21 protein-coding genes are annotated in these 21,551 nt (G+C 72.0%); 12 read left to right on the top strand and 9 right to left on the bottom strand.

Annotation, left to right across the window (positions count from 1 at the left end; all coding sequences use genetic code 11):
• The first annotated feature begins 6 nt into the window (after positions 1-6).
• The 3 genes from ABJI51_RS28045 to ABJI51_RS28035 all read left to right on the top strand — a co-directional run bounded on the left by ABJI51_RS28045 (position 7) and on the right by ABJI51_RS28035 (position 2,269).
• Positions 7-456 (top strand): DUF3574 domain-containing protein, encoded by a 450-nt coding sequence (locus ABJI51_RS28045; protein ID WP_348954052.1) that lies wholly within the window; start codon positions 7-9, stop codon positions 454-456.
• A gap of 73 nt (positions 457-529) precedes the next feature.
• Positions 530-1,057: a hypothetical protein gene (locus ABJI51_RS28040; RefSeq protein ID WP_348954051.1), complete on the top strand. Its 528-nt coding sequence runs from the start codon at positions 530-532 to the stop codon at positions 1,055-1,057.
• A 78-nt stretch (positions 1,058-1,135) separates the two neighbouring features.
• Positions 1,136-2,269: a GuaB3 family IMP dehydrogenase-related protein gene (locus ABJI51_RS28035; RefSeq protein WP_348954050.1), complete on the top strand. Its 1,134-nt coding sequence runs from the start codon at positions 1,136-1,138 to the stop codon at positions 2,267-2,269.
• On the opposite strand, the gene ABJI51_RS28030 is transcribed toward ABJI51_RS28035, so the two are convergent.
• Positions 2,253-2,447: a DUF397 domain-containing protein gene (locus ABJI51_RS28030; RefSeq protein WP_348954049.1), complete on the bottom strand. Its 195-nt coding sequence runs from the start codon at positions 2,445-2,447 to the stop codon at positions 2,253-2,255. The two genes, ABJI51_RS28035 and ABJI51_RS28030, sit on opposite strands and share 17 nt — an antisense overlap.
• A gap of 165 nt (positions 2,448-2,612) precedes the next feature.
• On the opposite strand from ABJI51_RS28030, the gene ABJI51_RS28025 reads away from it, so the two are divergent.
• The 3 genes from ABJI51_RS28025 to ABJI51_RS28015 all read left to right on the top strand — a co-directional run bounded on the left by ABJI51_RS28025 (position 2,613) and on the right by ABJI51_RS28015 (position 7,245).
• Positions 2,613-4,319, top strand: coding sequence for an FAD-dependent oxidoreductase (locus ABJI51_RS28025; protein WP_348954048.1), 1,707 nt, complete (start codon positions 2,613-2,615; stop codon positions 4,317-4,319).
• A gap of 672 nt (positions 4,320-4,991) precedes the next feature.
• On the top strand, positions 4,992-5,702 hold the full coding sequence (locus ABJI51_RS28020; protein WP_348954047.1) for a maleylpyruvate isomerase family mycothiol-dependent enzyme: 711 nt from the start codon (positions 4,992-4,994) through the stop codon (positions 5,700-5,702).
• 58 nt (positions 5,703-5,760) lie between these two features.
• Positions 5,761-7,245, top strand: coding sequence for an FAD-binding oxidoreductase (locus ABJI51_RS28015; RefSeq protein ID WP_348954046.1), 1,485 nt, complete (start codon positions 5,761-5,763; stop codon positions 7,243-7,245).
• Here the strand turns inward: ABJI51_RS28015 and ABJI51_RS28010 are convergent.
• Both ABJI51_RS28010 and ABJI51_RS28005 read right to left on the bottom strand, forming a co-directional pair.
• Positions 7,242-8,687, bottom strand: coding sequence for an aldehyde dehydrogenase family protein (locus ABJI51_RS28010; protein ID WP_348954045.1), 1,446 nt, complete (start codon positions 8,685-8,687; stop codon positions 7,242-7,244). The genes ABJI51_RS28015 and ABJI51_RS28010 overlap by 4 nt on opposite strands.
• Before the next feature lie 55 nt (positions 8,688-8,742).
• A complete protein-coding gene (locus ABJI51_RS28005) occupies positions 8,743-9,777 on the bottom strand; it encodes a zinc-binding dehydrogenase (RefSeq protein WP_348954044.1) in 1,035 nt (344 codons plus the stop codon).
• Positions 9,778-9,898: 121 nt separating this feature from the next.
• Between ABJI51_RS28005 and ABJI51_RS28000 the strand changes: the two genes are divergently transcribed.
• Positions 9,899-10,501 carry a rhomboid family intramembrane serine protease gene (locus ABJI51_RS28000; protein WP_348954043.1) on the top strand — a complete coding sequence of 201 codons (603 nt, stop codon included), beginning with the start codon at positions 9,899-9,901 and terminating at the stop codon, positions 10,499-10,501.
• A gap of 32 nt (positions 10,502-10,533) precedes the next feature.
• Here the strand turns inward: ABJI51_RS28000 and ABJI51_RS27995 are convergent, their stop codons facing one another.
• Positions 10,534-11,082, bottom strand: coding sequence for a DinB family protein (locus tag ABJI51_RS27995; protein ID WP_348954042.1), 549 nt, complete (start codon positions 11,080-11,082; stop codon positions 10,534-10,536).
• A gap of 107 nt (positions 11,083-11,189) precedes the next feature.
• Here ABJI51_RS27995 and guaA point away from each other — a divergent pair, with 107 nt between their 5' ends.
• The gene (gene guaA / locus ABJI51_RS27990) at positions 11,190-12,746 is read left to right on the top strand and encodes a glutamine-hydrolyzing GMP synthase (protein WP_348954041.1); all 1,557 of its coding nucleotides are present in this window, start codon (positions 11,190-11,192) and stop codon (positions 12,744-12,746) included.
• A 3-nt stretch (positions 12,747-12,749) separates the two neighbouring features.
• Here guaA and ABJI51_RS27985 read toward each other — a convergent pair whose 3' ends face one another.
• The gene (locus ABJI51_RS27985) at positions 12,750-12,989 is read right to left on the bottom strand and encodes a hypothetical protein (protein ID WP_348954040.1); all 240 of its coding nucleotides are present in this window, start codon (positions 12,987-12,989) and stop codon (positions 12,750-12,752) included.
• Positions 12,982-14,262: a PspC domain-containing protein gene (locus ABJI51_RS27980; protein WP_348954039.1), complete on the bottom strand. Its 1,281-nt coding sequence runs from the start codon at positions 14,260-14,262 to the stop codon at positions 12,982-12,984. Before ABJI51_RS27980 ends, ABJI51_RS27985 begins: the two co-directional genes overlap by 8 nt.
• A gap of 273 nt (positions 14,263-14,535) precedes the next feature.
• On the opposite strand from ABJI51_RS27980, the gene ABJI51_RS27975 reads away from it, so the two are divergent.
• Together ABJI51_RS27975 and ABJI51_RS27970 are read left to right on the top strand one after the other, a co-directional pair.
• Positions 14,536-15,837 carry an ATP-binding protein gene (locus ABJI51_RS27975; protein ID WP_348954038.1) on the top strand — a complete coding sequence of 434 codons (1,302 nt, stop codon included), beginning with the start codon at positions 14,536-14,538 and terminating at the stop codon, positions 15,835-15,837.
• Positions 15,838-15,856: 19 nt separating this feature from the next.
• On the top strand, positions 15,857-16,525 hold the full coding sequence (locus ABJI51_RS27970) for a response regulator (protein WP_489617907.1): 669 nt from the start codon (positions 15,857-15,859) through the stop codon (positions 16,523-16,525).
• Here ABJI51_RS27970 and ABJI51_RS27965 read toward each other — a convergent pair.
• Complete coding sequence (locus ABJI51_RS27965; protein ID WP_348954036.1) at positions 16,522-17,433, bottom strand: DMT family transporter; 912 nt, start codon at positions 17,431-17,433, stop codon at positions 16,522-16,524. The genes ABJI51_RS27970 and ABJI51_RS27965 overlap by 4 nt on opposite strands.
• Before the next feature lie 105 nt (positions 17,434-17,538).
• On the opposite strand from ABJI51_RS27965, the gene ABJI51_RS27960 reads away from it, so the two are divergent.
• On the top strand, positions 17,539-18,441 hold the full coding sequence (locus ABJI51_RS27960; RefSeq protein ID WP_348954035.1) for a LysR family transcriptional regulator: 903 nt from the start codon (positions 17,539-17,541) through the stop codon (positions 18,439-18,441).
• Between the two features lie 85 nt (positions 18,442-18,526).
• Positions 18,527-18,796, top strand: coding sequence for a hypothetical protein (locus ABJI51_RS27955; RefSeq protein WP_348954034.1), 270 nt, complete (start codon positions 18,527-18,529; stop codon positions 18,794-18,796).
• On the opposite strand, the gene ABJI51_RS27950 is transcribed toward ABJI51_RS27955, so the two are convergent.
• Positions 18,793-19,890 carry a serine/threonine-protein kinase gene (locus ABJI51_RS27950; RefSeq protein WP_348954033.1) on the bottom strand — a complete coding sequence of 366 codons (1,098 nt, stop codon included), beginning with the start codon at positions 19,888-19,890 and terminating at the stop codon, positions 18,793-18,795. The genes ABJI51_RS27955 and ABJI51_RS27950 overlap by 4 nt on opposite strands.
• A 13-nt stretch (positions 19,891-19,903) precedes the next feature.
• Positions 19,904-21,529 (bottom strand): serine/threonine-protein kinase, encoded by a 1,626-nt coding sequence (locus ABJI51_RS27945; RefSeq protein ID WP_348954032.1) that lies wholly within the window; start codon positions 21,527-21,529, stop codon positions 19,904-19,906.
• Between the last annotated feature and the right edge of the window lie 22 nt (positions 21,530-21,551).

Here is a 21,551-nt window from a genome sequence, read left to right as displayed (position 1 = left end):
AGCGGGATGGCGGTTTCGCGACGGATGGTGGCGGTGGCAGCCGCGGCGGCGGTGCTCGGGCTCGGTGGCGGGGTGGCGGCTTCGGCGTCCCCGGAACCGGCGACCGCCGAGACGGCCCAGGCGACGCCGGGCGAACTCTGGAAGCGCACCGAGCTGTTCTTCGGCACCGGGAAGCCGGACGGCACCGAGGTCACCGACCGGGAGTTCGCGGTCTTCGCCGACCGGGAGATCACCCCGGCGTTCCCCGACGGCTTCACCCGGCTCGACGGCAACGGCCAGTGGCGCGGCGGCACCGGCGCGCTCGTGCGGGAGCACACGCACGTGATCGTGCTGCTGTACCCCTTTACCGACCGGGACGCCAACCGGGAGATCGAAGAGATCCGGGCCGACTACAAAAAGCAGTTCCAGCAGGAGTCGGTACTGCGTTCGGACTCCGTGGAGAAGGTTTCCTTCTGAATCCCGTGACTTAGCGTACTTACGGTAATCGGTCTATCGCCTCGCGTGGCCGTCGTGGTGTGCACTGAACCGCATGACGGCAGGCCGGCTCACCCGCGTGCTGCGCAAGGTGTTCTTCACGGCCGTCGCCCTGGTCTCGCTGTTCCTCGGCGGCGTGGTCTGCCTGATGTGCCAGGTGCTGGCCGGCCGGGACGCGCCGACCTACCGCGTCGAAGGACACGTCGTGGCCCACGAGCGGGGCACGCTCCCGGTCGGCGGGGACGAGGATTCGGTGAGCCAGGCCGTCGACCTCGACGCCGCCGGTCGGCACTACCGCGTCACCGCCGTCGATCCCGGCCTCGACCTGCCGCCGGGCCAGCCGGTGACGCTGGACGTCTCGACGGCGGACGGCACCATCGCCTACCTGCGGGCCGGCGGCGGCGTGGTCGACCTGCGCCCGGGCGTGGTCCGGCCGGTGCTGCTGATCGTCGCGGCGCTGCTCGCCCTCGGCGCGGTGTACTTCGGCGCCGTGCGGCTCAACGTCTACCCGCCGGTGGCGACCTGGCTGGCCCTGGCACTCGGCGCGGTGCTGGCGCCGGTGGCCGTCTTCGTGCGGGTCTAGACCCCCGTGCGCGGGTCACCCACGCGGACTAGCGACAATGGGGCACGGCAGATTCGTCGTCGTTCGAGGAGGCTTCACGTGCGGGACCTGGTCGAGATCGGGATGGGCCGCACCGCGCGGCGGGCGTATGACCTCGACGACGTCGAGATCGTGCCGTCGCGGCGGACCCGGTCGTCTTCGGTGGTGTCCACGACCTGGCAGATCGACGCCTACCGCTTCGACCTGCCGCTCGTCACGCACCCGACCGACGCGATCGTCTCGCCCGGCACCGCGGTCGCCGTCGGCGAGCTGGGCGGCCTTGGCGTGCTCAACGCCGAGGGCCTCTGGGCGCGGCACGCGAACGTCGAGGACGCCATCTTCCAGCTGGTCCGCGCGGCCGAGGACCTCGAGGACCCGACCGCCGTCGGCCGCGTGCTGCAGGAGCTGCACGCCGCGCCGATCCGGCTCGACCTGCTGACCGAGGCGATCAAGACCGTCCGCGAATCCGGCGTCACCGTGGCCGCGCGGGTCAGCCCGCAGCACGCCGCCGAGCTGACCCCCGACCTCATCGCCGCCGGTGTCGAGATCCTCGTCGTGCAGGGCACGATCATCTCCGCCGAGCACGTGCAGCGCGACGCCGAGCCGCTGAACCTCAAGGAGTTCATCGGCCGCCTCGACGTCCCGGTGATCGCCGGCGGCGTCAGCGACTACCGCACCGCGATGCACCTCATGCGCACCGGCGCCGCCGGCGTCATCGTCGGCCACGGCTACACGCCGGGCGTCACGAGCACCGACCGCGTCCTCGGCATCGGCGTCCCGATGGCCACCGCGATCATCGACGCCGCCGCCGCCCGCCGCGACTACCTCGACGAGACCGGCGGCCGCTACGTCCACGTGCTGGCCGACGGCGGCATGACGACCTCGGGCGACATCGCCAAGGCCATCGCGTGCGGCGCGGACGCCGTCATGCTCGGCGCCCCGCTGGCCGCCGCGTCCGACGCGCCCGGACAGGGCCTGTACTGGACGGCGGCGGCCGCGCACCCGTCGCTGCCGCGCTCACGCGTGGCCGCCGGGCCGGACTACGCCGTCGACCTCAAGACGCTGCTGTTCGGGCCGTCGTCGGACGCCGAAGGCGTGGTGAACCTGTTCGGGGCGCTGCGCCGCGCGATGGCGAAGACGGGTTACTCGGACCTCAAGGAGTTCCAGCGGGTGGGCCTCACCGTCCGGCGGTGAGGTGCGCGAGGAACGCGGCGAAGGCCTCGGCGGAGTAGACGAGGACGGGGCGGGGCGCCGGTTGCTTGGTGTCCCGCACGCCGACGACACCGGGGCCGGTGCCGATCTCGACGCAGGCGTTCTCCTCGAAGTGGCTGTGGCTCGACTTGCGCCAACCGGTCAGCGGCTGGGGGCTCATCGTGGTTCCTCCCGGAATCCGTGTCCCGCCGGGCGGGTCTCGCCGACGTGGACATCGACCACCATGATGGTTACCCACAAACAGGTTCGGTGATACCGGCCAAATCGGTGACCGGCGGGTAACTTACCTCTGGTCAGAACCCGGAGCCGGAGTTACGCTCCAGGTGTGACTGCCAGTAACACCACCAGTGCGGGTGCCTTCGACTACGACGTCGTCGTGGTGGGGTCGGGGTTCGGCGGCAGCGTCGCGGCGCTGCGGCTCACGGAGAAGGGCTACCGGGTAGCCGTCGTCGAGGCGGGCCGCCGGTTCGCCGACGACGAGTTCGCGAAGACGTCGTGGGACCTCAAGCGCTACCTGTGGGCGCCGCAGGTCGGCTGCTACGGCATCCAGCGGATCCACATGCTCAACGACGTGATGGTGCTGGCGGGGGCCGGTGTCGGCGGCGGGTCGCTGGTCTACGCGAACACGCTGTACCGGCCGCTCAAGCCGTTCTACCGCGACCGGCAGTGGGCGCACATCACCGACTGGGAGGCCGAGCTCGCGCCGCACTACGACCAGGCGAGCCGGATGCTCGGCGTCGTCACCAACCCGACGATCACGCCGTCGGACGTGGTGATGCGCGCGGTCGCCAAGGACATGGGCGTCGAGGACTCCTTCCACCCGACACCCGTCGGCGTCTACTTCGGCAAGCCCGGCGAGCGCGTGGCGGACCCGTACTTCGGCGGCGCGGGGCCCGACCGCGTGGGCTGCACGGAGTGCGGCTCGTGCATGACCGGCTGCCGCGTCGGGGCGAAGAACACGCTGGTCAAGAACTACCTGTACCTGGCGGAAAAGGACGGCGCGAAGGTCATCCCGCTGACGACGGTGACCGCGGTGACGCCGGTGGACGGCGGCTACGAGGTCGCGCTGAAGAAGACGGGAACGACGTCCCGGCGCTTCCGGACGACGATCACGGCCGAGAAGGTCGTCTTCGCCGCCGGGACGTGGGGCACGCAGAACCTGCTGCACCGGATGAAGGACACCGGACGGCTGCCGAGGCTGTCCCGCCGGCTCGGCGAGCTGACCCGCACCAACTCCGAGGCGATCATCGGCGCGGCCCGCACGGAGGTCGACGAGACCCGCAACTTCAGCCGCGGCGTCGCGATCACGTCATCGATCCACCCGGACGAGAACACCCACATCGAGCCGGTCCGCTACGGCAAGGGCAGCAACGCGATGAGCCTGCTGCAGACGATCGCGACGGACGGGGCATCCCCGGTGCCACGCTGGCGCCAGGCGGTGACGTTCATGCTCAAGCACCCGGTCCAGGCGGCCAAGCTGCTCAACGGCTACCGCTGGAGCGAGCGCACGGTGATCCTCCTGGTGATGCAGAGCCTGGACAACTCGATCACGACGTACACGCGCCCCGGACTGTTCGGCCGCCGCAAGTACACGTCCAAGCAGGGCCACGGCGAGCCGAACCCGAGTTTTATCCCGGCCGGACACGAAGCCAACGAGCGCACGGCCGAGCACATCGGCGGCATAGCGGGGGGCACGTGGGGCGAGATCTTCGACATCCCGCTGACCGCGCATTTCATCGGCGGCGTACCGATCGGGGCGTCCGCGGAGGAGGGCGTGATCGACCCGTATCACCGGGTGTTCGGTTATCCGGGTTTGTCGGTGGTGGACGGCGCGGCGATCACGGCCAACCTCGGCGTGAACCCGTCGCTGACCATCACGGCGCAGGCTGAACGGGCGTTTTCGTTCTGGCCTAACAAGGGGGAGGAGGATCCGCGGCCGGGGCAGGACGTGCCGTATGTGCGGCTGGAGCCGGTGGCGCCGAAGAACCCTGCGGTGCCCGCGGACGCCCCGGCGGCCTTGAGGCGGTCCTAGACTCTGCGCTGTCACCGTTCTGGGCATTGCGACACTATCTGTTCACAATCCCGGACAGGTGGAACCTTTTCAGGGGACTTGACTCGGGGCAGATGCGATCGTTTTTGTCCTGTTTCGGCGTCCGCGCGACTCTCGGTCAGGTGACGAAGTCGCAGTTCAGCGGCGGTTTGCCGCCGAACTCACCTCGGCAAGGAATCGATCCGCCGAGGGGCGTCGGGTTGGTTTTCTTTCGCTCTTTCGGATTATTTGTAATGACTGTGCGGCACGGCATCGATATCGCTGGTTAGTGGCACGTGCCAGGCAGCTACAGTTCTCTGGTCGACCTCGGAAGCGCCCCGGCGCGATCCGCTGGGGCCTTCGAAAGCCACGTGGCGTCCGAAGACTCTCGACGCGCAAGCGGAGGAAGGCAATGCCCGTGAGCGGGACAGGCTGCAGGAAGTGCAGCAACATGTACAGGCTTCTGGTGATGATCAGGGGCGCGGCGCTGGCCAGCACCCCGCCCCTGATCGCACTGGCAGTGCTGACGCACGAAGTTCGTGGCTTCGTCGTCCGCTGACCAGCCTGTTTGCCCATCGAATGCGGGGTCGGCCCTGGTCGGCCCCGCACCGTTGATCGAAGTATGGCATCCCGCGGACGCTCCGGCGGCCTTGAGGCGGTCCTAGACTCGACGCCGTGACGACGGCATCCGAGAAGGCACACGCGTTCCTCGACGGCATCCGCACACTCGACGACGAGTGGGCCCGGGTCATCGGGGGCTTCGGCGAGCCCGAGCTGCGCGCCCCCAGTGCGTTGCCCGGCTGGTCGCGGGCCCACGTCCTGGCCCACATCGCGCGCAACGCCGATGGCCTCAAGAACCTCCTCACCTGGGCCGACACCGGGGTCGAGACCCCGATGTACGCCAGTCCCGAAGCGCGGGACAAGGACATCGAGACCGGCTCGCAGCACTCCGTCGCCGACCTCGTCGCCGACGTCGTTGCCTCGGCCGCGCGGTTTGCCGAGTACGCCGCCGGCATGTCCGATGACGCCTGGGGGCGGGAAGCCCGCAACCGGCGTGGGGAGCCCGTCACCGGGGCCGTTGTCGCGCGGATGCGGCTGTCCGAACTGACCATTCACCTCGCCGACCTCGATGCCGGCTATGACCTCGACCGGGCGGTCGGGCTGACCGAACCCCTCGCCGAGGACCTCGTCCAGCACGCCGTCACCTCGCGCGCCGCCCACCTTCCCGCCCTTCGCCTCGTCTCCGGGGACTTCGAATGGACCATGGGCGCCGCTCCGGCGGCGACCGTCCGGGGGTCCTGCGGGGAGCTGCTCGCCTGGCTCAGCGGCCGCTCCGACGGCTCCACCTTGGACGGGGACGTGCCGCCGCTGCCTGCCTGGGCGTGACGGGCGCCGGGGGCCTGCGCTCTCTACACTGGGCGTCCCCGGCCCCGAGGAGTCCGCTGTGGACAGTGCGCGCGTCCCCCGGAGGACGTTCCTGCGGATTGCGGGCGTCTCCGCGGCCGGAGCCGTCGCCGCAGCGTGCTCGCCGGACAGCGGGCAGTCACCGGTTGCCTCCACCGCACCCGCACCCTCGACGTCCGCGCCGCCCGCCGGCCGGTTGCCGACCGGGCCGCCGAACTGGGACGAGCTGCGCAGCAAGCTCACCGGCGGCCTGCTCCGCCCCGGCGGCGACGGCTACGACACCGCCAAGCGCGCGTTCAACCCGCTCTTCGACAGCAACAACCCCGTCGCGGTCGCCACGGTGTCGACCGCGCAGGACGTCCAGGCCTGCCTCCAAAGCGCCGCCGGGCGCGTGACGATCGCCGCCCGCAGCGGGGGCCACAGCTACGCCGGCTACTCGGTGCCCGAGGCCGGGCTCGTCGTCGACGTCGCCGCGCTGAACAAGGTCGAGATCCAGGGCGAGCAGGCCGTCATCGGGGCCGGCGCGAAACTCAAGGACGTCTACGAAGCACTCGGCAAGGCCGGTCGCGCGTTGCCCGCCGGGAGCTGCCCGACCGTCGGGATCGCCGGGCTGACCCTCGGCGGCGGCATCGGCGTGCTCGCCCGCAAGTACGGCCTGACCTGCGACCACCTGACCTCCGCGCACGTCGTCACCGCCGACGGGCGGCTGCTGACCGCGTCCGCCGACAGCGAACCCGACCTGTTCTGGGCCCTGCGCGGCGGAGGCGGCGGCAACTTCGGCATCGTCACCGAGTTCACCTTTGACACCGACCCGGCGCCGAACCTGACGGTGTTCTCGCTGCGTTTCCCGCCCGGGTCGGCCGCGGACGTGCTGGCGGCCTGGCAGCAGTGGATTGCCGCGATGCCCCCGGAACTGTGGGCCAACCTGGTGCTGTCCGGTGGCTCGCCGGTCCAGTGCCGGGTCGGCGGCTGCTACGTCGGCGGGGTCTCCGGGCTGAACACGCTGCTGAACAACCTGGTCACCAACTCCGGCGCCCGGCCGGCGCAGCGCACCACGAAGAGCTTCGACTACCTCGGCGCCATGAACTTCTTCTCTGGCAGCTCGAACCGGCAGTCGTTCGTCGCGTCGTCGCGCATCATCACCACCCCGGTCGACGCCGCGAAGGTCGTCGCGCTCGCCGAGGGCCACCCGCGGATGGACCTGCTCATCGACGGCCTCGGCGGCGCGGTGGCCCAGCCTGCCAAGGACGCCACCGCCTTCTGGCACCGCGACGCCCTCGCCAGCGTCCAGCTCTACGCGCCCGCGACAGCGCAGACCCGCACGAAGGTGACGCAGTCGGTGGGCGAGGTCGTCGCGGGCCTCGCCGCGGCCGGCGCGGGCGGCGGGTACGTCAACTACATCGACCCGGCCCTGCCCGACTGGAAGAACGCCTACTACGGCGGCAACGCCCAGCGGCTGCAGGACGTCGCGAAGAAGTACGACCCGCACAACGTCTTCCGGTTCGGGCAGGGCGTGGTCAGCTAGAGGTCGATGCCGGTGAAGACGGTGACGCGCTCCTCCGTCAGGTCGTGCATCGCCGCGAGGACGCCTTCGCGGCCGACGCCGGAGCCCTTGACGCCGCCGTAGGGCATCTGGTCGGCGCGGTAGGACGGGACGTCGCCGATGATCACGCCGCCGACCTCCAGTTCCGCCGACGCGTGGAAGGCCAGCTGGACGTCGGTGGTGAACACCCCGGCCTGCAGGCCGTACGCGGATTCGTTGACCGACCGGAACGCCTCGTCCACACCGTCCACAACGGACACCGCGAGCACCGGCCCGAAGATCTCCTCGTTCCACGCCTTGGTGTCCGGCGGGACGTCGGTGAGCAGCGTCGGGGCGACCGTCGCGCCGTCGCGCGTGCCGCCGGTGAGCACCTTGGCGCCCGCCGCGACGGCCTCCTCGATCCACGCGACGATCCGCTCGGCCGCGGCTTCGTCGACCACCGGGCCGACGTCGGTGTTGCGGTCGTACGGGTCACCGGTCCGCTGTGCCTGCACGGCTTCCTGCAGGGCCGGGACGAACTCGCCGGCCACGGCGGCGTCGACGATCACCCGCTGCACCGCGATGCAGGACTGCCCGGCCTGGTAGTTGCCGAAGGTGGCGATGCGCTGCGCCGCGCCTTCGGGGTCGGGCCAGTCGCGCAGCACGACGGCGGCCGCGTTGCCGCCCAGTTCCAGCACGACGTGCTTGCGCGGCGCGGCGTCCTTGAGCGACCAGCCCACCGGTCCCGACCCGGTGAACGACACGACGGGCAGGCGCGGGTCGGCGACGAGCCGTTGCGTCTCCTCGTTTCCCAGCGGCAGCACGGAAAACGCGCCCTCCGGCAGGTCCGTCTCGGCCAGGATTTCGCCGAGGACCAGTGCCGACAACGGCGTCCGCGGCGCGGGCTTGACGACGATCGGCGCGCCGATCGCCAGCGACGGCGCGACCTTGTGCGCGACCAGGTTGAGCGGGAAGTTGAACGGCGCGATGCCGAGCACCGGCCCGCGCGGGACGCGGCGGGTCAGCGCCAGCCGCGCCTCGCCCGCCGGGTCGGTGTCGAGGCGCTGGACGTCGCCGGTGAAGCGGCGGGCCTCCTCGGCGGCGATGCGGAACACCGACACCGCGCGCTTGACCTCGGCTTCGGCCCACTTGAGCGGCTTGCCGTTCTCGGCGGTGATCACCTCGGCGATCTCCTCGGCACGCGCGGCCAGCCCGCGGGAGACGTGGTCGAGGGCGCCCGCGCGGACGTGCGCCGGGGTCCGGCGGAACTCCTTCGCGACCGCCGCGGCCGCGGCGACCGCGCGTTCGACCTGCTCCGGCCCGGGCACGGCGACCGTGGCGACCTCGCTGCCGTCGTACGGGTGGTGCACGACGAGGGTGGTGGCGCCCGGCTCGGGGCGGCCGGCGATCCAGGCGGGGCGCGGCTCGGGGGTGATCATGTCCATGTGTACCAACGTAATCCGGGCAGGGGCCGGTCCGCCGGACCCCCACCCGGACGGGTCACGGCTTGATGAGCACCTTCAGCGCTTCGCGGTCGGCCATCGCGCGGTAGCCGCCGGGGACGTCTTCGACGCCGATGGTGCGGTCGAAGACCTTGCCGGGCTGGTACTTGCCGTCGAGGACGTCCGGCAGCAGCTCGGGGATGTAGTGCCGGGCCGGGGCGACGCCGCCGGTGACGGTGATGTTGCGGCGGAACAGGGACGGGCCGATCGGGCCCTCCTCGTACTGCGGGACGCCGACGCGGCTGACCGCGCCGCCCGCGCGCACGACACCCACGGCCATCTCGAAGGCGGGCTTGGTCCCGACGCATTCGAGGACCGCGTGCGTGCCTTCGCCGCCGGTCAGTTCGCGCACCTTCGCGATGCCCTCTTCGCCGCGCTCGGCGACGACGTCGGTCGCGCCGAACTCGCGGCCGAGGTCGGTGCGGGCCCGGTGGCGTCCCATGAGGACGATCCGCTCGGCGCCCAGCCGCTTCGCCGCGAGGACGGCGGAGAGGCCGACGGCGCCGTCGCCGATCACGGTGACGTTCTGGCCCCGGCTCACCCGCGCCTTGGTCGCGGCGTGGTGGCCGGTCGGGAAGACGTCCGACAGCGTGAGCAGCGAGGCGAGCAGCGCGTCGTCGTCGGTGTGGGGGACCTTGACCAGGGTGCCGTCGGCCTGCGGCACGCGGACGGCCTCGCCCTGGCCGCCGTCGACGCCGTTCGCGCCCCAGAAACCGCCGTGCACGCACGAGGTCTGCAGGCCTTCGCGGCAGAACTGGCAGGTGTTGTCGGAGTAGACGAACGGCGCGATGACGAGGTCGCCCTTGGCGACGGTCGCGACGTCCGCGCCGGTCTCCTCGACGATGCCGAGGAACTCGTGCCCGATGCGGCGGCCGTGCTCGCTCGGGGCCATGTCGGCGTACGGCCAGAGGTCGCTGCCGCAGATGCAGGACCGGACGACCCGCAGGATGACGTCGGTCGGCTCCACCAGCTTCGGGTCGGGAACGGTCTCCACCCGCACGTCGCCGGCACCGTAGATGACTGTCGCTCGCATGCAAGTCCTTTCGTTAGCTTCCCTAAGTAAGACCGGCGGTGCGGGGGACGGCATTCCCGGCTGTGGTTCTCGTGACAAACGTCGGGGGTACGGCGGCGCTGCCGAGCCTAGATTTTCGGTCATGACGACATCGGCCGCAGCGCGCAGCGCGCTCACGGAGTTCTTCGACCGGGTCGCCGCCGGACCCCGGCGTCCGGTGCTGACCGCGGTGGTGTTCGCGGTGACGCTGGCGTGCGGGATCGCCCAGCTGGTGCACCCGCCGCTGTACGACGCGATGCACCGCGACGCGGCCCGCATCGACGCGGGGGAGTGGTACCGGCTGGTGACGGGCATGTTCTTCCAGGACGGCGGGGCGCTGGGCCTGGTGTTCAACCTGCTCACGCTGGCGGTCGTCGGCCGGTTCGCCGAGCGCGTGTTCGGCCGGGGCCGGTGGCTGCTGCTCTACTTCGGCTGCGGCCTGTTCGGGCAGGTCATGAGCTACCTCTGGCTCAGCCCCGTCGGCGCGGGCAACTCGATGTGCGTCGCGGGCCTGCTCGGCGGCCTGACGGCGGTGGTCATGGCGGCTTCGCGCCGCTACGGCGTCGAGCTGCCGGTGCGGTTCCGGATCATGGCGTTCGCGGTGCCGGTACTGGCGGTGGTCGGCACCGTCCTGGGCGACAACCACGGCCTGCCCGCCCTGCTGGGCCTGGCGCTCGCGTTCCCGGGTCTGCCGCGGCGCTCGTGAGTGGCAATTAGGGTTCTAACGCGAATTACCACTCACGACCGGCTGCGGTAGAGGTCGCGCAGGAGGAGGACCTCGGCGCAGTGGTGGATCAGCTCGCGGTTGATGTGCAGCACCAGCGTCGCCATCGGGTACTCCGCGTACGGGCCCTCCGCCGGGCCGCACGGGCGGGCCAGCGCCTCCTCGTCGAGGGACTGAACTCCGGCGATCCACTGCGCGTAGAGGTCGTCGAGCTGCGTCAGCGCCTCGGCCGCGGTCCCCGGGTAGGCGTAGGTGCCGTAGCCGATCGGCGCGCCGCCGAAGTGCGAGCCGATCCGGGCGCCCAGCACGCCGACCAGGAGGTGGGCGAGCCGCCACGCGATCGTCGTCACCGGCGGCGGAGACGGCTCCGGGTAGGCCCAGTCGATGGTGAACGGGCCCGTGCCGGGCTCGTCGTCCGAGCGGCGCGGCCGCACGGTCCAGCAGCCCGCGACCGGCTCCCAGAAGTACTCGTCGTCGGTCAGGCCCTCGAGTTTCGGCCGCACCAGCACCTGCCAGTGGAAGCCCAGCTGATCGGTCAGTTCCTTCGTCCAGTTCACAGCCATGCCGGGCACGGTAGGCCCGATTGCGGACAGGGACGGCCCGGAATCCGGGTGACCGGGCCCACCTGGGACGATGGAGGGGAATCCGCTTCTCGCCAGGAGGTCGCCAGGTGCCCAGTCCCACCGGTCCGGTTCTCGTCGTGGACTTCGGGGCGCAGTACGCGCAGCTGATCGCCCGGCGCGTCCGCGAGGCACAGATCTACTCCGAGGTCGTCCCGCACAGCGCGTCCACCGAAGAGATCCTCGCGAAGAACCCCGCGGCGATCATCCTCTCCGGTGGCCCCTCCAGCGTGTACGCCGACGGCGCCCCGGGCATGGACCCCAAGCTCACCGAGGCGGGCGTGCCGATCTTCGGCATCTGCTACGGCCACCAGCTGCTGGCCCGCACGCTCGGCGGGGTCGTCGAGCCGACCGGGGTCCGCGAGTTCGGCCGCACCGAGGTCCGGGTCGCGGGCGACGGCGGGGTGCTGCACGCCGGGCTGCCCGCGCACCAGCCCGCCTGGATGAGCCACAACGACAGCGTCACCAAGGCCCCGGAAGGCGCCGTCGTCACGGCCTCTTCCGACGGCGCCGCGGTCGCCGGCTTCGAAGACGTCGAGCGCCGCTTCGCCGGCGTCCAGTACCACCCCGAGGTCGCGCACTCGCCGCACGGCCAGGAGGTGCTGCGCCGGTTCCTGCACGACATCGCGGGCATCAAGCCGCAGTGGACGACGTCGTCGATCGTCGAGGAGCAGGTCAAGCGGATCAGCGACCAGATCGGCGACGGCCGCGCGATCTGCGGCCTGTCCGGCGGCGTCGACTCCGCCGTCGCGGCCGCGCTCGTGCAGCGCGCCATCGGCGACCGGCTGACCTGCGTGTTCGTCGACCACGGCCTGCTGCGCGCGGGCGAGCGGACCCAGGTCGAGCGCGACTTCGTCGCCGCCACCGGCGTCAACCTGGTGACCGTGGACGCGCGCGAGCGGTTCCTCGACGCGCTGGCAGGCGTCACCGACCCGGAGCAGAAGCGCAAGATCATCGGCCGCGAGTTCATCCGCGTCTTCGAGCAGGCCGAGCGTGACCTCAAGGCCGAGGGCGACTACCGGTTCCTCGTCCAGGGCACGCTGTACCCGGACGTCGTCGAGTCCGGCGGCGGCGAGGGCACGGCCAACATCAAGAGCCACCACAACGTCGGCGGCCTGCCCGACGACCTGCAGTTCGAGCTGGTCGAGCCGCTGCGGCTGCTGTTCAAGGACGAGGTCCGCCGGGTCGGCCTGGAGCTGGGGCTGCCCGAGACGATCGTGCACCGCCAGCCGTTCCCCGGCCCCGGCCTCGGCATCCGGATCATCGGCGAGGTCACCGCCGACCGCCTGGAGACGCTGCGGGCGGCCGACCAGATCGCCCGCGAGGAGCTGACCGCGGCCGGGCTGGACCGCGACATCTGGCAGTGCCCGGTGGTGCTGCTCGCCGACGTCCGCAGCGTCGGCGTCCAGGGTGACGGCCGCACCTACGGCCACCCGGTGGTGCTGCGCCCGGTGTCCTCGGAGGACGCGATGACCGCGGACTGGACGCGCCTGCCCTACGACGTCCTGGAGCGGATCTCCACCCGCATCACCAACGAGGTCGCGGAGGTCAACCGGGTCGTGCTGGACGTGACGTCCAAGCCGCCGGGCACCATCGAGTGGGAGTGACCCTCAGCGTCGGCGCCTGCCGCCGAACGACGCGCCGAGCAGCAGCAGCCCGACGAACACCGCGCCGCCGGCGATGATCCAGCGGAAGTCGAACTGCGGCAGCCAGCTCGCGCCGTCCGAGAGGACGTACGCCGACACCAGCAGCGTCGCGATCCCGACGATCAGGGTGAAGACGTCGACGCCGCGCCTGGCGGGCCTGCTGTCCGCCGGGTTGTCGTAGGCGTAAGGGTTCTGGTCAGCCACGTCGTACCTCCACGCTGCCTGCCGTGGTCGTCACGTGCAGGGTGATCTGCTGTCCGCCGGGGCCGTCGGTGCCGTAGTCGGTCCCGGTCAGCGCCGGCTGGCTGATGCCGTCCGTCGAGCGGCCGAAGCACCTCGCGTCCCCGGCCGCGGTGCTGCAGTCGTAGGTCACGTCGGCCGTCTGCGGGACGATGATCTTGGTGTCGCCCGCGCCGTTGGTCACCGTCGTCGTGTACGGCGCCCCGGCCGCCACCTTCGTCAGGTCGAGGTCGATGTCGCCGGCCGCGTGCTGGTAGACCGGCTGCACCTCGGCCGTCGTGCGCGGGGACTCGGTGATGTCACCGATGCCGCCGCGGAAGTCGAAGTCCTGGAACGGCGTCGTCGTCAGCACCATCCCGGCGATCGCCAGCGGCACGGCGAGCCCGATCAGGCCGCGTCCGCCGCGGGCGAACGCGCCGGTGACCAGCCCGATCCCGACGACGCCGAGCACCAGGCCGACGATGTGCTGCGCGGAAAACCAGGAGGCGCCGTTGAGGTTCGCCAGCACGCCACCGCCGGCGGTCAGCACGGCGAGCCCGAAGGTCGCCGAGCCCACCTTCGACCGCGGACGCCGCCCGGGCGCGTGGTGGGCAGGTGCGGACGGCGCCGGCGGCGGCTCGGGCGGCGCATCGGGCAGGTCCCAGCCGGCCGGGTCGGCGGCGAGGGGATCCCAGCCCTGCGCCGGCGACTTCGCCTCGGCGGTGTCGGTCATGGTGAAGGCTCCGTTCCCGGTGAAGGGCGTGGACGACGGCCGCGGCGTCACCGGAAGGGGCCGGTTCTCGTGGCCGCGGCTGCGGTGCAGCAGGTAGAGAGCGGTGGCGATGAGGGCGAAGCCGATCAGCCCGCCGCCGTCGAACCAGGAACCGGCGAAGGCGCCCGCGGCGAAGACGACGGCGAGGATCATCAGGACGATCGCGAAGGCGGGCGACACCGACGAGCGCCCGCGCCCGATGAGGCCTTCGAACCCGGAGACCTCGTCGCTCTCGCCGGGCAGGAACAGCCAGGCCAGCAGGTAGAAGGTGAGCCCGAAGCCCCCGAAGATCGTCGCGACGACCAGCGCGATCCGCACGACGACGGGGTCGATGCCGTACCGCTGCCCGATCCCGGCGGCCACCCCGGCCACCTTCCGCCCGGCATACGGCCGCCGGGGCCGGCTGACCCAGAAGTCCTTGACGGTCTCCTCGAAGCCGTTCAAGGCGCCCGGCTTCGGCGACCGCGTCTCGCTCGCACCACTCATGGTCAAAAGCATGCGGCACGCGGGGTCGCCGGACATCCGGGATGGTCCCTGAGGTTTCCCCGAGTCCCGGCGCCGGTCCGCCCGGCGTCTTGAATGAGTCATTCAGGGCTTGGGAGGTCCTGAATGACTCATTCAAGACCTCTGGCGTCACCGCCGCTTGGCCGAGGACGGCTCGGGCGGGGGCGGGCGAAGGCCACCTTGGGTGCGTCACAGCGCCGCGCGGATCCGGGACCGGATCAGGGGTTTCCCCGATGGAACCGCACGCCACTGCATGTGACCATGGACGGCGTGCAGGAGTCCCTCGACCACGTCACCGCCGAGCAGGGCGTCACCACGGATCCGGCCGCGCCGAAGATGTTCCGGCGGCGGTCCGGGCGGGCCGTTGCCGGGGTGGCAGGCGGGCTCGCCGATCACCTCGGCGTGCCCGTGCTCTGGGTGCGGACCGCCTTCGCGCTGCTCGCCGCGCTGAACGGGGCCGGGCTGCTCGCCTACGGCCTGCTCTGGGTGTTCGTGCAGCAGCAGTCCGAGGAGGCTGCCGAAGCGCCGAAGTCCAAGGAACGCCAGCAGGCGTTCGGGCTCGTCGCGCTGGGCATCGGGCTCGCCGTCGCGAGCGGGACGCTCACCGGGTTCATCAGCGGCTGGGTCGCCGTGCCGCTCGCCGTCGCCATGCTCGGTCTCGCCGTCGTCTGGCGGGAGGCCGACGAGTCGCAGCGGCGGCGGTGGAAGGCCGGGGCCAAAGACGGCTTCGCCGGGGCGTTGCTCGGCGGGGGTGGCTGGTCGGCCGCCATCCGGATCGTCGCCGGGGTCGCGCTGGTGATCACCGGCATCACCGTCGTCGTGCTCCGCAGCGGCACCCTCGACCAGGTCCAGTTCGCGCTGATCGCCGTCCTCGCCACGCTGATCGGCGTCGCCGTGCTGACCATCCCCTTCTGGCTGCGGCTGGTCCGGGACCTCTCCGACGAGCGCAAGGCCCGCATCCGCACCGACGAACGCGCCGAGATCGCCGCCCACCTGCACGACTCCGTGCTGCAGACCCTCGCCCTGATCCAGAAACAGAGCGAGTCGCCGCGCGAGGTCGCGCGGCTGGCGCGCAGCCAGGAACGCGAGCTGCGCGGCTGGCTTTACGGTCCCAACGGCTACGGCAAGCCTGCCGAGAAGATCGAAGAGGCCGCGGGCCAGCTGTCCGAAGCACTCGCCACGGCCTGCGGCGAGGTCGAGGACACCTTCGCGATCTCCGTCGGCCAGGTCGTCGTCGGGGACGCCGCACTCGACGAGTCGCTGGTCGCGCTGGTCCAGGCCGCGCGGGAGGCCATCGTCAACGCCGCCAAGCACGCCGGGGTCGACGAGGTCAGCGTCTACGCCGAGGTCGAACCGACGTCGGTGACGGTCTTCGTCCGCGACCGCGGCAAGGGCTTCGACCCGGACCTCGTCCCGGACGACCGGCACGGGCTGGCCGACTCCATCCGCGGCCGGATGACCCGGCACGGCGGCACCTGCAAGGTCCGCACCGCGCCGGGCGAGGGCACCGAGGTGCAGCTCGCCATGCCGGTGAAAGCGGGCAAGGGTGCGGCGTGAGGCGGCTATGCTCGACGACGTGACGCAGAGCCAGCGGGAACCGGTCAAGGTCTTTCTCGTCGACGACCACGCGCTGTTCCGCGCCGGGGTGCGCACGGAACTCGACTCGATCACCGACGAGGTCCGCGTCGTCGGCGAGGCCGGGTCGGTCGCCGAGGCGGTCGCGGGCATCGCCCGGACGAAACCGCAGGTGGTGCTGCTCGACGTCCACATGCCCGACGGCGGCGGCGCCGAGGTGCTGCGCCGGGTGCGGCCCGAGCTGCCGGACGTGGTGTTCCTGGCGCTGTCGGTGTCGGACGCGGCCGAGGACGTCATCGCGGTCATCCGGGCCGGCGCGCGCGGGTACGTGACGAAGACGATCTCGTCGAAGGAGCTGGTCCGCGCGGTGGTCCGGGTCGCGGACGGCGACGCGGTCTTCTCGCCGCGGCTGGCGGGGTTCGTCCTGGACGCCTTCGCCGACCGCCCGGGATCGGCCCCGATCAACGACCCGGAGCTGGACCTGCTGACGCCCCGTGAGCGTGACGTCCTGCGCCTGCTGGCGCGGGGCTACGCGTACAAGGAGATCGCGTCGGAGCTGTTCATCTCGGTGAAGACGGTGGAGACGCACGTGTCGAGCGTGCTGCGGAAGACCCAGCTGTCGAACCGCTACGAGCTGTCCCGCTGGGCTTCCGACCGCCGCCTCGTCTAGACCGGCTCCTCGATCCGCACCGGCACGGGTGCCGGGACCCGTTTCGGCAGCCGCGTCAGCGCGACGCCGCCGAGCACCACGACCATGCCCGCGATCACCCGCAGGTGCAGTTCCTCGCCGAGGAACAACGCGCCCAGCAGCACCGACACCACCGGCAGCAGGTACCCGACGACCGAAGCCGCGACCGCGCCTTCGCTGGCCAGCAGCTGGTAGTTCAGCGCGAACGCGATGCCCGTCGAACCGAGGCCGAGCACCAGCACTGCCAGCAGCGGCCCGGTCGACACGTGCACCGGCGCGAACCCGCCCAGCGGCAGCGCCAGCACCAGGAAGCCGCTGGCCAGCAGCATCTGGCCGGCCGCGATCGCGTACGGCGAGTCGCCGGTGCCCGACAGGTACTTGCCCTCGTAGACGAACGCGAAGCCGTAGCTCGCCGCCGCCGCGAGGCAGGCCAGCGCACCCCAGCTGAGCAGGCCCGACGCCTGCCACGGCGCGAAGATCAGCAGGATCCCGCCCAGGCCGACGACCAGCCCGGCCACGCGGGTCCCGGTCATCCGCGACGACGTCCCCATCATCGGCGCCGCCAGCAGCACCCACAGCGGCGTCGTCGAGTTCAGCACCCCGGTGATCCCCGAGTCGACGGTCGTCTCGCCGACCGCGAACAGCAGGAACGGCAGCGCGTTGTGGAAGAACGCCGCCACCGCCAGGTGCCCCCACATCCGGCGGCCCCGCGGCAGCCGCGCCCGCTGCAGCCGGCACAGCAGCACCAGCGTCGCGGCGCCCAGCACGAGCCGCGCCAGCACGAGCTGCACCGGCGAGAACATCCCCAGCCCCAGCTTGATCCAGAAGAAACTCGAGCCCCACATCAGCGCCAGCGCGGCAATCCTGAGCAGGGTCTTCGTTTCACCCACCCCAGTCCTCCTTCGACGATCCCGCGTCAGCTTCGCCGGAGCCAGACGTAAGGACAAGCGAAAATAACTGCAGGAACGCTTAAGCCCAGCTGTACGATCAGGGCCATGCTCGACGTCCGCCGCATGCAGGTCCTGCGTGCCGTGATCACCAGCGGGTCGATCACCGCCGCGGCCCGCAACCTCGGCTACACGCCGTCCGCGATCAGCCAGCAGCTGTCGGCGCTGGAACGCGAAGCCGGTACCGAGCTGCTCGAACGCGTCGGGCGCGGGGTCCGGCCGACCCCGGCGGGTGCGCTGCTGTCGGAGCACGCCGAGACGCTGAGCGCCGAGCTCGCGAAGGCCGAGGCGGCGCTGGCCGAGCTGAAGGCGGGCCGCACCGGCCGCGTCGCCATCCGCTACTTCGCCACCGCCGGCGCGTCGCTCGTCCCGCCCGCCATCGCCGCGGTGCGCCGCGAGCACCCGGGCGTCCAGCTCGACCTCAAGCTCGTCGAGCCCGACGACCCGATGATGGACGTCGAGGCGGGCAACGCCGACGTCGCCATCACGGTCTTCCCGCGCAGGACCCCGCCCGGCAAGGGCGTCGAGCTGGTGCACCTGCTCGACGACCCGTACCGCGCCGTGCTGCCGAAGGCCCATCCGCTGGCCCGCAAGCGCGTGCTGGACCTGACCGAGTTCGCCGAGGAGCCGTGGGTCGGCGTCGATGGCCTTCCCGGCGTCTGCCGCGACATCCTCGACAGCGCCTGCGCGTCCGCCGGGTTCGCGCCGAACATCGTGGTCGAGTCCGAGGACTACCAGACGGCGCAGGGGTTCGTCGCCGCCGGCATCGGCGTCGGCCTGATCCCGGAGCTGGGCCTCGGCGCGCAGCACCCCGGCGTGGTCGTCCGCCGGATCCGGAACCCGGAGCCTGCCCGCGCGATCCACGCCGCGGTCGCATCGCGGGCCTGGGGTCATCCGGCCGTCCGCACGCTGCTGGAAGCCATGCGCGCGGCGACCGCCAAGGTCGCCTGATCTCCTCATCGCGGTGGATGCGGTCACCGCCCCGCGCGTCCTATGTTCGACGGCCGTTGCAGTAACCACACGAAAGAACGGCTTGATGAACAAGGTGGAACGAGCGGCGTCCGGCCACACCGGCCTGGCGCCCCTGGAGCTGACCGTCCCCGCGCAGCCGGCGCTGTGCCTGGCCCAGGCGGCCGAGTGGGCCGTCCGGGTCATCGCGGAAGCCCGCTACGCGACCCGTCACGCTGCCGAGTTCGGCAGGCACCACGACACCGGGACGTTCACCCGGAGCACCGCGACCGGCTCGGTGGCGGGCAGCGAACCGATGGCGTTTTCGCGCCTGCTGGAGCAGTTCTCCGGCTGCTAGACGAAGAACAGCTCCGAGACGAGGATGCCGACCAGCACCGCGGCCAGGATCGCGGCCACGGTGACCAGCGTCTTCTTCGACACCGGCAGGTTCCACTCCTCGGCGGGCTGCGCCGGGGGAACGGGCGGCGGCACGTACTGCGTGGCCTGTGCCGCGTTCGGCACCGGCGGAATCTGCTGCGTCGCCCCCTGCAGGGGGTAGCCGGGCGGCGGGGTCACGTGGAGCTGCTGCTGGAACTGCGGTCCCGACGGTGGCATCGGGGGACCCGCGGGGTGCCTCGGCGGCGGCCCCGCGGGCATCGTCGGGATCGCGGGCGCGGTCGGCGGGATGAACGCCGTCTCGCGCCCCTCGGTGATCGCCTTCATCGAGCGGACGGTGTCCGCCATCGTCGGCCGGGTCACCGGGTCCTGCCGCAGCATCTTCCGCAGCGCCTCGGTCAGCACGCCCGCGTTGTGCGGCGGGCGTTCGGACGACTGGCCGTCGTCGCCGAACGGCGGCACGCCCTCGACCGCGGTGTACAGCGTCGCGCCGAGGGAGAACACGTCCGCGGCCGGCGTCGGCGGCAGGCCACGGGCGACCTCGGGCGCCACGTACGCCGGGTTCGGGCCGCCGCCGCTGATGCCGATGTCGGTGAGCTTGACGCCGCCGTCGTCGGCCAGCAGCACCGTGCCCGGTTCGAGAGTGCGGTGCACGAACCCGGCCGCGTGCATCGCGGCCAGCGCGTTCCCGAGCTGGATGCCCAGCAGCGCCGCCTGGTCCGGGGTGAGCCTGCCGTGCTCGGAGAGGAACGTCGCCATGCTGCGCGACGGGATGTACTCCATCACCAGCCAGACGTCCTGGCCGTCCGGCAGCACGTCGAACACCTTGATCGCGCACGGGTGCTCGATCCGCGCCGCGTCCTTGCCCTCCTGCATGGCGGCGGCCCGCGCCTGCTCGGCCCGCTCACCACCGCCGACGGGCAGATACATCCGCTTCATCGCGACGGTCCGGAACAGCCGCGTGTCGAACGCCAGCCACACGATGCCCGCGCGGCCACGGCCGATCGGCTGGTCCAGCCGGAACCGGCCGCCGACGATGGTGCCTTCAGAACTCAAGGTTTACCTCGGGTCACGGCGTGGTGGGGGTGGTCGGCGTGGACGGTGTGATCGGTGTGGTCGTGTTGTCGCTCGTCGTCTCCGGCGGCGTCGACTTGGGCGTCGACTTCGGGGTCGTGGTCGGCGCCTCTGCGGTGCTCCGCGGCGTGGTCGTGCGCTTGGCCGAGGAGGTCGTCTCCGACACCGGCGGCGGCACGTCCGCCGTGCTGACCGGATCCTCCGTCGTGGACGGCGCCGACTCCGTCGTCGCGACGGGCGTCGGCTTGGTGCTCGACACCGGCGCCGCCGGTGCCTCCGGGTTGTTCGGGCTGAGCAGCCAGACGACCAGCGCGACCAGGCCCACGACCACGATGCCGCCGATGATCGCCGGCCGCTTCCAGGCGCCGGGCTTCTCGTCGTCCTCGTCGGCCGGGCTCGTCTGCGGACGCTGCCGGGGCGGGGGCGGCGGGGCGGGCTCGTCTTCGTAGTCGTCGTACGGGTCGTCCGCGTACGGGTCCTGGCCGTGCGGCGGCACCGGCACGGCACGCGTCGCGGCCAGCCCCGGCGGCACGTTCCCGGCCGCGTACTGGTTGTGCTCCGGGTAGCGGTCGTACCCGTCGTAGTCGTCCTCCGGGTAGCCGGTGGCTTCCGGGTAGTCGTCCTCGTCGTAGTACGGGACGGCCTGGGTCGGGGCCGCGTCGCCGAGCAGCGTGCCCGAGTGGCCCGCGGGGACCTCGTCGAACATCTGGGTCGCGCCGGGGTCGGCGGCGGCCGCGCCGAGGACACCCGCCGACGGCGCCATCATCGTCTCGTCCGCCGGGGCGCCGAGCGGCGTCTCCCCGCGGGCGACGGCCGCCAGCAGCTCCTCGCACTCCTCGGCGGTGGGGCGGTGCTGGACGTCCGGGTGCAGCAGCACGGCCAGCACGCTGGCCAGCGGCCCGGACTGGCGCGGCGGGATGATCTGCCCGGCCGCGACCGCGTGCAGCAGGCTCAGCGTGTTCTCCGACAGCCCGAACGGCGGCTGGCCCTCGCACGCGGCGTAGAGCGTCGAGCCGAGCGAGAAGACGTCGGACTCCGGCCCGGGCTCGCCGCCGATGGCGACCTCGGGGGCCAGGTAGGCGGGCGTGCCGGCGATCATCCCGGTCTTGGTGACCGTGACGTCGTCCTTGGCGCGCGAGATGCCGAAGTCGGTGATCTTCACGGTGCCGTTGCCGGCGAGCAGGATGTTGCCCGGCTTGATGTCGCGGTGGACGATGCCGACCGCGTGGGCCTCGCGCAGCGCCGCGGCGACCTGGGCGCCGATGCGCGCCACCTCGGTCGGCGGCAGCGTGCGGCGTTCCTGCAGCACGGCGGCCAGGCTGGTGGAGTTGAGGTACTCCATGATCAGGCACGGCTGGCCGTTGTCGTCGGTGACGACGTCGAAGACGGAGATCGCGTTCGGGTGGTGCAGCCGGGCCGCGATCCGGCCCTCGCGCATGGTCCGCTGCCGGGCGTCTTCGGCCTCGTGCTCGTCCAGGTGCGGCTGCAGCAGGAGCTGCTTGATGGCCACGGTGCGGCCCAGGACCTCGTCGTGCGCCTGCCAGACGGCCCCCATCGCGCCCGTGCCGATCCGGCCGACGATGCGATATCGACCGGCGACCAGACGACCCTCGTCGCTCACGCGACCTCCCTTTGGGCTCCGA

The organism is Amycolatopsis melonis (assembly GCF_040064235.1).
GTDB classification, from domain to species: domain Bacteria; phylum Actinomycetota; class Actinomycetes; order Mycobacteriales; family Pseudonocardiaceae; genus Amycolatopsis; species Amycolatopsis melonis.
The sequence above is the reverse complement of the archived record's forward strand: the minus strand, read 5'-3'. Positions and strand labels throughout refer to the sequence as shown.

Excerpts from the sequence above, each read along its gene's own strand:
- ABJI51_RS28045 (WP_348954052.1), top strand. The coding sequence starts at position 7 with ATGGCGGTTTCGCGACGGATGGTGGCGGTGGCAGCCGCGGCGGCGGTG.
- ABJI51_RS28040 (WP_348954051.1), top strand. The coding sequence starts at position 530 with ATGACGGCAGGCCGGCTCACCCGCGTGCTGCGCAAGGTGTTCTTCACG.
- ABJI51_RS28030 (WP_348954049.1), bottom strand. The coding sequence starts at position 2,447 with ATGAGCCCCCAGCCGCTGACCGGTTGGCGCAAGTCGAGCCACAGCCAC.
- ABJI51_RS28010 (WP_348954045.1), bottom strand. The coding sequence starts at position 8,687 with ATGGACATGATCACCCCCGAGCCGCGCCCCGCCTGGATCGCCGGCCGC.
- ABJI51_RS28005 (WP_348954044.1), bottom strand. The coding sequence starts at position 9,777 with ATGCGAGCGACAGTCATCTACGGTGCCGGCGACGTGCGGGTGGAGACC.
- ABJI51_RS28000 (WP_348954043.1), top strand. The coding sequence starts at position 9,899 with ATGACGACATCGGCCGCAGCGCGCAGCGCGCTCACGGAGTTCTTCGAC.
- ABJI51_RS27995 (WP_348954042.1), bottom strand. The coding sequence starts at position 11,082 with ATGGCTGTGAACTGGACGAAGGAACTGACCGATCAGCTGGGCTTCCAC.
- ABJI51_RS27980 (WP_348954039.1), bottom strand. The coding sequence starts at position 14,262 with ATGAGTGGTGCGAGCGAGACGCGGTCGCCGAAGCCGGGCGCCTTGAAC.
- ABJI51_RS27960 (WP_348954035.1), top strand. The coding sequence starts at position 17,539 with ATGCTCGACGTCCGCCGCATGCAGGTCCTGCGTGCCGTGATCACCAGC.
- ABJI51_RS27955 (WP_348954034.1), top strand. The coding sequence starts at position 18,527 with ATGAACAAGGTGGAACGAGCGGCGTCCGGCCACACCGGCCTGGCGCCC.